Origin of the sequence: Turicimonas muris, from assembly GCF_002221595.1 — a bacterium.
GTDB lineage: Bacteria > Pseudomonadota > Gammaproteobacteria > Burkholderiales > Burkholderiaceae_F > Turicimonas > Turicimonas muris.
Genome location: NZ_NHMP01000001.1, coordinates 287,245 through 299,163, shown reverse-complemented (window position 1 = coordinate 299,163; position 11,919 = coordinate 287,245). Strand labels below are relative to the sequence as shown.

The following is an 11,919-nucleotide window of genomic DNA, read 5'->3' as shown; positions in this document are numbered from 1 at the left end:
GAAAGCGAAGAGTACAGTCTGGTTGGCTCATGGCAGATTCTTTGTGAATGATTGATGAGCCTATTGTCACCTTCATCAAAAACTCTTCATCACAGTCATGGGAACCTTACAATTTTACTTTGGACATTAGTGATTCATATTAGATTGTTGCATACCTATACTTTTTGGCTTTTGGCCTTTTATCAAGTCTTTTATGGGTTAGTCGTAATTGACAGGTCGTACGGAGAAACGACGAGGTTATAATCAACTGAAGATACTTCTTCAATTCTCGATAGATCAATATTGAAAGCTTCTTTTGCTTGTTCACGAGAAACTAGAGGATCGTAAACGTCAACTAGAACCCCTACTTCTTCAAGGAGAATTTTTAAAGCCGGAACTTTACTGTTCCTCAAATCTGTAACGTTCGGTTTAAAGGAGAGTCCTTTTATCAAAACTCTTTTACCTTCATAGGGAAATTGGAGAATTTGCAAAATTCTCCGATAGAGAGAGAAAATGATACTTTCGTTAGTAACGCGAGCCTGTTTTACTAAAGGAAGAACAATACCTTTCTCTTGTGCTTTCTCTATTAGATAATAGGGATCAACAGCTATACAATGTCCACCAACTAACCCCGGATGAAATTTTATAAAGTTCCATTTTGTTGAAGCGACACGAAGTACTTCGTCTGTTGAAATATCCAGTCTTGTTAAGCAAGACCATATCTCGTTCATTAGGGCTATATTGACATCCCTTTGAATATTTTCCAACAGCTTAGCCGCTTCGGCTACCTCTATTGATGATGAAAGACATACATCCCGAACAATTAATTTGTAGAGATTTGATATGTTGACAAGACTTTTTTCGTCAATGCCCGAAACTACCTTTACGATGGTAGATATCGTATGCTGCTTATCTCCGGGGTTGATCCGTTCAGGTGAAAACCCAAGAAGAAAATCACTTCCGACTTTTAATCCCGAGACCTGCTCTAACAAAGGAAGACAAACTTCTCTAATGCATCCGGGATATACCGTTGACTCATAAACAACGCAGGTTCCGGTTTTCATCACTTCACCGACTAACCTAGTTGCAGATAAAAGACAAGACAAATCTGGCTTATTATTCTCATTCACCGGAGTCGGAACAGTAATGATATAAACGTCCCTATCCATAAGCTCACTCGCATCTGACTCTAGCCGTCCAGTCAGGTTCAAAAGAATTTTGTCACCAAACTCACCATTACAGTCTACCCCCCCCCGTAACGCTGTTATTCTTCCCTGATCAACATCGAAACCCACAACGTCATCTAAAACTTTTGAAAATTCGATGAACAAAGGAAGACCAACATAACCACAACCTATTACAGCTATTTTGGGAGAACACTTAGTCTTTAACATCAACTCTTCAGTTCGCATATTCTTCTACTGAATTATCTTTTAAGAAATACTTATGAGTGCAATCTGGATAGTTTGCCCAGCCGTTATTATCAAATTCTAATTTATTGCCGAATCGATCTACCCATCCTCTATGCCGGGCAGGATTTCCGGCAACAAGCTCAAAATCTTTAACAGATCTTGTTACTACAGAACCGGCACCCACAAGAGCATATCGCCCGATTTCGTTATTACACAAAATTACGGCATTCGCACCTATCGAGGCTCCAGTTTTGATAAGAGTCTTTTTAAACTCATGTTTCCGATTAATCTCAGAACGAGGGATAAGAATATTGGTAAAAACACAAGAAGGACCCAAAAAAACATTGTCTTCTATTTCAACTCCCGAAAAAAGTGAAACATTGTTCTGAATTTTTACTCCATTGCCAACTTTTACATTTGGGGCCACGAAGACATTTTGTCCTAATGAACAGTTCGTACCAATTTTTGAACCTGTTGATATATGACAGAAATGCCAAATAACAGTCCCCTCCCCGATCTCTGCTCCCCTATCTACAACTGATGAAGGATGAATTTTTACATAGGCCACATTAACACCTAAAAAAATGTTTGACAGTATCTATCACTTTCTCCTGTTCAAGCTCTGTCATTGAAGGAAAACATGGAAGCGACAAAACAACATTAGCTAATTGTTCAGAAACATGCAGATCCGAGCCCTTTCTAATAAAAGAAGAATATGCCGATTGACGATGAATTGCCTGCGGGTAATAAACCCGAGCGCTGATTCCATGAGACAATAAGTAATCTTTGAGAGCATCCCTCTGTTTTTGGTCAACCTTTATTGTGAACAAGTTAAGAACTTCCAATCCTCCGCTATCTAAAAGCAATTCGATTTCTGAGATTTTTTGAAATTCCGACAGGTAACGTTGGGCGATCTCCTTTCTTTTTGTGAATGCAGCATTTAGAGTGGACATATTCTGAAGCAAAACCAATGCTTGAATAGTGTCAAGACGAGAGTTGAATCCAATTTCATCATGAAAATATTTTCTACTCTGACCGTGACTCAAAATACGACGAATTTTAAGAACCAATTCATCTTCCTCTCTGTTGACAAAAATAGCCCCTCCATCGCCCCAGCATCCTAGATTTTTCGTTGGAAAGAACGAAGTACATCCAAGATCGCCTATCGTCCCCAATTTTTTTCTTTTCCCTCCAACGAAACATTCACTGCCGAAAGATTGTGCTGCATCCTCGATCACAGGCAAGTCATTCGCCTCAGCAAACTGCATAATTTCATTCATCGAAGCTGCCGAGCCAAATAGATGAATTGGAAGTATCGCCTTTGTCCTCGAAGATAAAGCGCCAGCTAAAAGTGCTGGCTCCATATTGCATGTGTTCCAATTAACATCAATAAGAACTGGTCTAATGTTAAGGATGCACATCATTTCAACCGCTGCAGGAAAACCAAATGCCGGCGTGATAACTTCATCCCCCGGCTTCAAATCTAGGGCCATCAAGGATGCCATTAGAGCATCCGTCCCATTTGCCGTTGTCAGTACCGAATAAGTTTCGAGATAGTTCGTGAGAGTATTTTCTAACTCATGCACCTCCTCTCCTCGTATAAAAGCTCCTCGAGAAATGAGACTGTCAAGACGTTGTCTAAATTTTTCAGACACTCCGTGACATACGCACTCAGGTCGAAATATGGGGACATTCATTTTTCGTAAATTTCCCCAAGATTATGACCAAGACGGATACTTTCACATAAACTTACCGTTGCCCAAGCATCTTCCAAGCCGAAACCGCGCCCTGCAAGTATTTCTTCATAGCTTTTCGTATGCAAGTCTGTAAAACCTTTTGTGAAGTCCACAGAATGACCATTTAACGTCATTTCTCTATAAGAAACTTCTCCGGCTTCTCTGGTTTTCTCCGGAAGATCCTCTTTTTTAATGCTTAGAAAAAAATCAACTTCCGCCCGAGGCGTTATCAACGAACCCTGCAATCTTTCGGACGTTTTCTCCCCGATAGAGTAAGAAGACGGAAAGCCGAAGAGCTCAATGAGCATATCGAAGAAGTGAATTCCTATATTAGTTTCTATTCCCCCGGCTTTTCTTACATCATATTTCCAACTTTTTTTATACCAGGGTCCCCTGGAGGTAACATATGTAAGAGAAACCTTGAGCTTCTCCTTTAGTTCCTCGTCTGCAAATTGCCCATCTAATTTCTTCTTTAATTCTTGGATGTGCGGATGAAGACGAAGCTGGAGAATGCAATAGACTTTACGTGCATACTTTCTCTCCAACCGTTCTATCTCCAGCAAATCGTTAGTTGTCAGCGCAAGAGGCTTTTCGCAAATCACATTGAATCCATGGGACAATCCAAATGAAATATGAGGAACATGAAGATAATTAGGTGTACAGATAGTTAAAAAACGCGATCCAAGAGAACTATTTTTGACGTTACAAAGGGTAGGATCCTGTAATGCCTTATCAAGCTCTTCCATCGATAAAACAAATTTGCAATTAGGAAAGTAACGATCCAAAACCCCTACACTATCTGAAGTATCGCATGCATAAATAAGCTCACTTCCTGTAGACTGAATTGCTGCCATATGCCTGGGAGCAATATAACCTGCGGCTCCAACTAATATAAACTCATTGCTTGCCATGTTTGTCCTTTTCCAAGCCTCCGGCTGGGCTTAACCAACTTAATCGGAAATTTTCCCAGAGAACAGTTTTTCTCATAGCACCTAGAAGAGGCAGATTTTAATTGATGAATTTTGAATATTAAGACACTTTACTGATCGTGCAGGAGTTAGTTTAACAAGTCCTGCATATGGGAAACTTAAGTATTTGCACGTAATTTAGGGCGTAAAGAAAATTTTTTTATCTTCGAGCTCTAACATATCAGAAATCATCTTTCTTATTACAAATATTATGGATATTTCAGTTATTGTTCCGGTTCATAACAGTGAGATATATTTAGAAGCTTGCTTAAAAACTCTCCATGAACAAACACATCAAGCAGCAGAGTTTATCGTTATAGACGACGGCAGCGATGACAAAAGCGGCGCCATTTGCGATGCTTTCGCCGCGGTCGACAAAAGGTTTGTCGTCATACATCAGAAACCAGCCGGAACCTTAGTAACTCGAAAAAGAGCTTTCGCCCTCGCTACGGGAAAATGGTGCATCTGTCTGGATGCTGATGATAAGCTGCCGTTTAATAGAGTTCTTGAAATTGAAGTTAAGTTAGCTAACCATCATGACGTGGATATACTTCGTTTTGACATGGAGTGTTTCGGAGCAACTCCAGAAAAAATTAAAAATTATTTGAATTTTAGAAAAGAATGGCAAGGTTCTATTCATTCTCCATATCTGATATTGGACGCAATTTACAACAAAGCTCAAATTGGCTGGGGAATGGCTGACAAAATCTATCGCACCGCTACGGTCCACAAAACACTCCCATTTCTTGAAGAACCTTTTCTTTGTTGCGGAACTGATTGTTATCAGCTGTTTCTTATTTCTTATTTTTCCTCAACCTTCAAGTCCATCAAAACTGAACCCCTATACAGTTATAGGATCGGCTCAGGCATCTCCACTTCTGAAACAAATCTCGACAAATTTAAAGAACAAGCTAAGATACTCTTTATTCCAAATTACCTCCGAGATTTTCTGACCAAAGAACGACAACTTTCAAAATACGAAGCTATGTTATCTGCATTGAGCTTCCGCCTTATTGATGCCACCATTAGCCGGTTCGACCTCGTCCAATATCCTGATTCAAATAGTGCTTTTGATTTACTTCTTCTCAATCCGTCATTAATAAAAGAAGTTATTGAACAATTAATCCGACGATATCAAACAAACCAACTCGAACTTGCAGAAAAAATTTCCGAAAGCAGAATCTTTGAAGGCAAACCAAAGAAAATAAAAAGAGTAGGGATCTTTTATCATCGCTACTTTAATGGCGGCACTGAAAAAGTTATCTTCCACCAAATTCCGCTATTAATAGAGAACGGTTTCGAAATTTTTTTGATTACAGAGATTATTGATAAGAAGCAGGAGTACTTCCTACCTTCGGAAGTTAAAAGGATCTGCCTTCCTAAAGAATTCCAGAATGGACGTGCACAAGGACTTTTTCGCGCCTTACAGCACAATAAAATAGACCTCATCATATATCACGCCCCGTGCTCCCCTACTTTGTTTTTTGACAACCTCGTCGTTAGGTCTTGTGGTTCTGCATTTATCGTAACTTGTCATAATTTTGCGCCCTCAACCATCTCTTTATTTAGCCCTCATTGGGGGAAATACTCTAGTTACTTTAAAACCGTCGATGCCTTAATTACTTTAACTTCTGTCGAACGCGATCTTTTCTCTGCTTATGAAATTCCTTCTTTTTTAATACCAAATCCACTTTTTCCTCCAATTTGCGCAAAAGGAGCTTCCGATTTGGAACCTCGTCCCTCCTCCTTCGATAAGAACAAGAAGCACATTATTTGGATTGGAAGACTAGAGAATATTCAGAAAAACTACATAGAAGCCATGGAGATATTTAAAAACATCTGCTCGACTTTACCTGATGTTACTTGTCACATAATTGGTAAGGGAGAAACTCCCTTAGAAGAAAAATATGTTCGGCAATTTATCTCAGATAATGATTTGGAACAACGAATCATTTATGAAGGCTTCTTAACCTCGGCCGACAAGTGTTTCAAGTACGCCGACATTCATCTTATGACGTCAACATTTGAATGCTTCCCCATGGTTCTTTCTGAGGCTATGAGTTATGGCGTACCAACTGTTCTGTATGAAATGCCTTACTTAGAACTTATTAAAAATAACAAAGGCTGCATTTCTGTGCCCCGACATCATGTAGAGAAAGCTAGTCAAGAAATTTTAAGACTTTTAACGAACGAAACTGAAAGACACGATTGTTCTCAAAAAACTTCAGAAGCCTATCGTTCATACCTCGCCTCCAACCTAAGCCACATTCAAGGACTAATGAGCTTAATTCACAAAATAGAAGAGGCTCGTGTAGCCAAACCTCAACGAAACGATAGTTTTATAGAACTTTGGGAAAGCTTTGTTTCCTTTCAAACGGAAACTAATTATCAACCCAAAGTTAACATTAAAGAAATCCAAATTTCTGCCTATGATCAAAAAAAGATTTCACGCTATGACAACTGTCTAAGTTTTTTTCTTAATTTTGCGCCTAAAGACAGCTACAGATATTCTTTCTCCAAAAGAATAGCAAAATGGCTGTATTCAATCATTAAGGATAAGAATATCAAACGACAAGATTGATCTTCCTACGAATAAATGTAAACACACTATCGAGTGGCAAGCCCCTACTAAATTAGGGGCGTTATCTTAATTACGAGTTCTTTTAGAATGGTAGTTTCAGAGGAAAGACCTTGTATAGTTAAAGCCGAAGTCAAGTTTTTTCATCGTCTTTCCCAGTCCACCCGTAATTATTGACTAGAGTTGTCCACTACGTTACTTTTTTCAACATCTTCCGTCCACGCTTTACTCTTGCAGTAGACAGCAAGTTTTTTAGCATATTCAATTAACCAACCTGCGATGTCATCGATTCCATAGAGTTTGCCGGTTTCCTAAATGCCCTGAAGACCACACAACACTTCTATTCCCTTGATGGACTGGGCAAAGCCGGCATTCTTTCGGAGGATTATTAATGATCTGAGACCTCTCAACATCATTGGTATGAGAGCATATTCTGGCATCTTCAAAAAATGTACGTATCTGGTCTCTGTTGTGCATGTAATAGACGCTGCTTGCCAAGTACAAAGCTCGCGGAGCCGATTTATATTTCCCATTGTCTTTGACTGTCTGACTCTGTAATAAAAATTCCATCATCCAGTCAATTCTGTCCACATAAAATCAGCAGTTCTCTCCCTGTACCATTTCTAATCTCATCAGTTCTCCGAGAAAATTGTACGTCGGACTCCTCTAGCTCTCTCTTCAAAGAGTTTTCCTTATCTGAGATTGCGTTTTGGTCTTTAAGGACAGCCATTAGAAGCATTCGAGGATTGCGTTCGACTATCTGACTGTCAAGCTGTCTTACCGCTTTCATAAGTTGTCATAATACTTTCCCGAAAGAAATTAAAGGAAAGAAATATGGACAAACGATCTTTGAAATACTCTAAGGAGTTCAAAGAAACAGTGCTTCAAGAGGTTTCGGCAAGTAAATTGTCTTGTTCAGCCATTGCCCCGAAACATCAAGTTTCTGATTGGACAATAAGAAGGTAGCAAAAGGCATCGCTATAAACTGACTCCAGCTTGTTAAGCCTTTAGCTCCACGATCTGAAGCGTGTTTTTGAACTAAATTATTAAATTCCAACCTGCAGTTCAATGAAGGACAAGTTGCGCAAACATAGATTGTTGCTCTCTGCATGCCGGCTCCTTTCTGAAGTATTTGGTTCAAAATCTACGTTATCAGGAGACCGGCATGTTTGCTTATGGAATTTTCGCTTTCAGAGAAACCAGCGAAAATTTATTTTCGACACTAGTGAATTAAATCCTTTTTCCGTCAATAAGTTAGGGTTTTCCTATGTTGCCATTTTGAATTTATGAATTATTAATTCCTACAATTTTTTTATCCTACCGATCCCATTAATGGAGAAAAACATGAGCGTCTGGCTACAAACAAAAAGCTGGGAAGAAGCCAAAGAAGCCATCAAACAAAGTAAAGGCGTGGCAATCGTCCCAATCGGAAGTGTTGAACAACACAGCTATCATCTACCTGTCGGAACCGATACTTACGTTGCGATGACAATTGGCGAAGAAGCCGCTGAAAAAACAGGCGCCGTTCTCACACCTCCGGTTTGGTTTGGCTGGAGCCCTCACCATATGGTGCTTCCCGGCACACTTACAATCAGACCGGAGGTGCTCTCCGAACTGACTTACGACATCATCAAATCCTTAGTAGCCCACGGCTTAAACAAAATTATCCTTATCAACGGCCACCGTATTGTCAACGTTGTCTGGATGCAGCTGTGCGCACAAAAAGCTCAGTCAGAACTCGGCTGCACCGTCAAAATTTTTGATCCGGCCTACATGAGCAAAGACATTGTGAAGAAACTCGGATTCGGGCCCGTTGGTCATGCAGAAGAAATTGAAACCTCTCATATGATGGCCCGCTATCCTGACTTAGTTCATCTTGAAAAAGCCGTTGATAATCCGATTAAAGATACTCCGCTTTACTCGGTTGATCCAACTTATGAACACGACACGCTTTGCTATGTTCCAAGCACTTTAGAACATGCAAAAGCAGCCGCGGAAAAGTCCGGCGGGTGCACAGGCAAACCAAGCAAAGCTGATGCCGAACGCGGGCAAATCTACCATGACCACTTAGTTGAAAACCTGGTCAAGGTAGTCAAAGATTTGCAGAACTCATAATCTGGGAGGACCCATGAAAAGCCTAGGACACAAACTCTTTTACGCCATTTTGTTTGTGAGTGTGTTGATGGTCAATCCGCCTATCGTCTTTTGGGTCAATGACTACTGCACTGCTCACCCCTTGACTTTCGGCTGGCCAACTATGTATTTATGGTTGGAATTTTGGTTCCTGGTCATGATTGCCAACTTTGTCGTGGCAGCATGGAAACTTAAGGCTTGGAACTGCCGTCAAGACAACCGTCCAATCGAACAAGTCGCCCGACCCGAGCTGTAGGAGCCAATCATGAATGTAGGTTTAGTTATTCTTGTTGTCTATCTGGCGGTGCTTCTTGGCATCGCACTCTACGCATCAAAGCAAGATAAGAAGAACATTAAAGACTTCGCCACCGGAGGCGGACTCGGAATCTTCATCCTCACCCTGACCTTCTCGGCCACTTACCATAGTGCTTATGCCTTCATGGGAGCTGGCGGATTTGCTTATAAAAACGGTATCGGCTGGTGGTGCAACGGTTTATGGACAGTTCTGCCAGGTGTTCTCTTCTGGGTTTGGGGTCGTAGATTTTGGTATCTCGGCAAGCGTTACGGCTATCTTTCCATCTCTGACTACGCCTCTGACGTCTATCAATCTAAAACCATTGGGTTGCTGGTAACCTTGATCACCATGGTATTCACCATTCCATACGTAGCTATACAGGCCATCGGCTGCAGCTATATTTTCCAAACAATCTCCGGAGGTATGCTGAGTTACACTGTCGGTGCCTTAATTTTCTTTGCTCTGATGATTGCTTTGGTATGGCTCGGAGGAATGAAAGGCGTGGCAATTACCGATGCTGCGCAAGGTGTCTTCATGTTTGCAGGCTTGCTTGGAGGCTCTCTTTGGGTAATCCTCGCCAACTTCCCGTCTGTCGCGGATGCCTATCAATCTGCTTACGCTCATACACCGGAATTATTCACGATGCCCGGACCAAATGGTGTTGTCACCCCGCAAGACTGGGTTTCCCGTTGGGTAGTAATCACTTTCGGAATGATGATGTTCCCGCAAGTCACCCTGCGTTTCTTTGCAGGAAAGAGCCTAAATGTTATGAAATGGTCGGCGGTATTCTCTTCAATCTATCTGACTATGATTTATGTATTTACGCCATGCGTCGGAATGATTGGCCGTTTATTGATGCCGGATATTGGTGCTCCGGATACGATCTTCCCGGAATTGCTGCTTAAATACACGCCGGCTGTCTTTGCAGCTCTCATCATCAGCGGTGCTTTAGCGGCAGCAATGTCCACCGGTGACTCCCAGCTGCATGCAACTTCCACAATGGTCGCCACGGACATCTACAAGAAATACATCAACAAAAAATCCGACGAAAAAACTCTCTATAACGCAGCTAAGGTTGGTGTGCTGATTATTGGTCTTGCCTCCGTGGTCTTTGCATTAACTCGTCCTACAGCTCTTGCAGACTTGTTGGTTCTATCCAACGGCGGTGTTGCGGTCTTAGTTCCAACTGTTATAGGCGGACTTTATTGGAAGCGTGCAACCAAAGAAGCTGCTTTAGCTTCAATCATCATTGGTGAAGTCTGCATGATCAGCATGACCTTCATCTTCAAGATCGCTCCATTTGGTTTATCAGGCGCTTTCTGGTCAATGATGATTTCTTTAGCTATCTTCTTTGGAGTATCTCTTGTCACCAAGCCACAAGCTCATACCGCCTCCGTGGTTGATTCTCTTAATAACTTCTTCGCTGAAGAAGACGAACAAGAGAAAGAAATTGTCCCAAGCAACCTTGTAGCTGATTAAGACGAAAACTCTTCCATGCAGAGCGCTTGGTAAATTCTATTCATCTCACGCTCTGCAGAATAAAAAAATTACTTAAGCAAATGAGAGAGCAAATAAACAAATTGCTTTCTCGTTTTCTTTTTGCCTTTAGAGGACCTCAAGCTTGACACGAATTGTTCCTGTCTCCTGGAACCGTTTACTGGCAACGGTGACATATTCATCATCCTCTTCACTTGCTCTAATTTTTTGGAAAGGAAGTTCTTTAGTTTCATCTACGTAAGTCGACCCTCGCTGACAAAGTTTCCCAACAGTCATTCCATTTGTTTCCAAGACGGATTTTGCTGAACCTAGAGTCTCATTTAAAACTTCAACGAGGCCAGAACATCTGCCATTTATTCCTTGTCCGTTGTCTGCTCAAGCACGGTTTCCACTATTCTCTGCCGATGCTTTCACGATGGTCTGCACGGAGGCTGCAGCGCTCGTTGTAGATGATGCCGCGGTTTTCTTTTTAAGTGAAATTTTGCGGACGAGATAACTAGCAAAAATTCCCGAAGCCACAATAATGATCATGCCGACGACGACCGGAACGGTCACAGGTTCAGCAAACAAAATTTCGCCGAAGATCGTGGAAAACAGAATCACGGAATACTGCAGTGAACTGGATAGAACAAGATTTCCGCGGCTGAAAGCCATTGTCAAGCACAACTGTCCGAGATTGGCACACAAGCACAATGCAAGAATGTAGATAGCACTGGTCCAAGTCCAAGCAGAAAATCCGCCTGTCATCACCACGCCTACCGTACCAGCCACAGCACCCACTGAAACTAGGTAGAAAATGATCCTCGTTTCCGGCTCCATAAGCACGCCTAAACGTTTAACGAACCCGGATGCCGTTGCAGTACACAACCCTGCAAATAAACCTACACAGGCTGCAAAATACTCATGCGGACCAATCGTAGGTCCAAGCATGATAACCACGCCTAAAAAACCGGTCACTAGAGAGGCAATCAATCCCCAATTGATGCTTTGGTGTCTGAACAAAGAGAAACCGACTACGCCGGCACCCAAAAACAAAGGAGCGGTAAAGTTCAGCGTCATCGCTAGACCAAGATTCAGATGCATCATGGAATAGATGCCGGCAAGAATTGAGGCAGTGCCAGCTAATGAACGAATAATATGTTCAACCGGATGAGATGTAGTCACACGAATGCCTTTAGCTCTCATCAGGATATAAAAGACAACTACGCCGAAAACAGATCGGTAAAAAAGAATCTGCCAAGAATTAATAGAACATTCACCGGCTAACTTAATGAATACACCATAGAGCGCGTAAAAAACGCCCGCTACAAGCATCCAGAGG

General features: G+C 41.6%; 11 protein-coding genes. 4 read left to right on the top strand and 7 right to left on the bottom strand.

Going from position 1 to position 11,919, the window contains the following annotated elements; genetic code table 11:
• Positions 1–191 precede the first annotated feature (191 nt).
• Genes ADH67_RS01590 through ADH67_RS01575 form a run of 4 tightly spaced genes read right to left on the bottom strand, consistent with a single transcriptional unit; the run spans position 192 to position 4,038 of the window.
• Positions 192–1,373 carry a nucleotide sugar dehydrogenase gene (locus ADH67_RS01590; RefSeq protein WP_158212608.1) on the bottom strand — a complete coding sequence of 394 codons (1,182 nt, stop codon included), beginning with the start codon at positions 1,371–1,373 and terminating at the stop codon, positions 192–194.
• 7 nt (positions 1,374–1,380) lie between these two features.
• Positions 1,381–1,959 (bottom strand): acyltransferase, encoded by a 579-nt coding sequence (locus ADH67_RS01585; RefSeq protein WP_066591011.1) that lies wholly within the window; start codon positions 1,957–1,959, stop codon positions 1,381–1,383.
• A gap of 1 nt (position 1,960) precedes the next feature.
• Positions 1,961–3,088, bottom strand: a complete 1,128-nt coding sequence (locus ADH67_RS01580; protein WP_066591009.1) for a DegT/DnrJ/EryC1/StrS family aminotransferase — start codon at positions 3,086–3,088, stop codon at positions 1,961–1,963.
• Positions 3,085–4,038 carry a Gfo/Idh/MocA family protein gene (locus ADH67_RS01575; RefSeq protein ID WP_066591007.1) on the bottom strand — a complete coding sequence of 318 codons (954 nt, stop codon included), beginning with the start codon at positions 4,036–4,038 and terminating at the stop codon, positions 3,085–3,087. The genes ADH67_RS01580 and ADH67_RS01575 overlap by 4 nt, the downstream gene beginning before the upstream one ends.
• 268 nt (positions 4,039–4,306) lie before the next feature.
• On the opposite strand from ADH67_RS01575, the gene ADH67_RS01570 reads away from it, so the two are divergent.
• A complete protein-coding gene (locus tag ADH67_RS01570; protein ID WP_066591005.1) occupies positions 4,307–6,676 on the top strand; it encodes a glycosyltransferase in 2,370 nt (789 codons plus the stop codon).
• Between the two features lie 865 nt (positions 6,677–7,541).
• On the opposite strand, the gene ADH67_RS01555 is transcribed toward ADH67_RS01570, so the two are convergent.
• Positions 7,542–7,784, bottom strand: a complete 243-nt coding sequence (locus ADH67_RS01555; protein WP_066591001.1) for a DUF4372 domain-containing protein — start codon at positions 7,782–7,784, stop codon at positions 7,542–7,544.
• 233 nt (positions 7,785–8,017) lie between these two features.
• Between ADH67_RS01555 and ADH67_RS01550 the strand changes: the two genes are divergently transcribed.
• From ADH67_RS01550 to ADH67_RS01540, 3 genes are read left to right on the top strand one after another with little or no spacing between them, the layout of a single operon-like run.
• A complete protein-coding gene (locus ADH67_RS01550; RefSeq protein WP_066590999.1) occupies positions 8,018–8,788 on the top strand; it encodes a creatininase family protein in 771 nt (256 codons plus the stop codon).
• A gap of 13 nt (positions 8,789–8,801) precedes the next feature.
• Positions 8,802–9,062 carry a hypothetical protein gene (locus tag ADH67_RS01545; protein WP_066590996.1) on the top strand — a complete coding sequence of 87 codons (261 nt, stop codon included), beginning with the start codon at positions 8,802–8,804 and terminating at the stop codon, positions 9,060–9,062.
• Between the two features lie 9 nt (positions 9,063–9,071).
• Positions 9,072–10,580, top strand: a complete 1,509-nt coding sequence (locus ADH67_RS01540) for a sodium:solute symporter family protein (protein ID WP_066590994.1) — start codon at positions 9,072–9,074, stop codon at positions 10,578–10,580.
• A 126-nt stretch (positions 10,581–10,706) separates the two neighbouring features.
• Here the strand turns inward: ADH67_RS01540 and ADH67_RS13225 are convergent, their stop codons facing one another.
• Positions 10,707–10,874: a hypothetical protein gene (locus tag ADH67_RS13225; protein WP_158212606.1), complete on the bottom strand. Its 168-nt coding sequence runs from the start codon at positions 10,872–10,874 to the stop codon at positions 10,707–10,709.
• A 99-nt stretch (positions 10,875–10,973) separates the two neighbouring features.
• Positions 10,974–11,912 (bottom strand): DMT family transporter, encoded by a 939-nt coding sequence (locus ADH67_RS01535; RefSeq protein ID WP_066595586.1) that lies wholly within the window; start codon positions 11,910–11,912, stop codon positions 10,974–10,976.
• Positions 11,913–11,919: the final 7 nt, after the last annotated feature.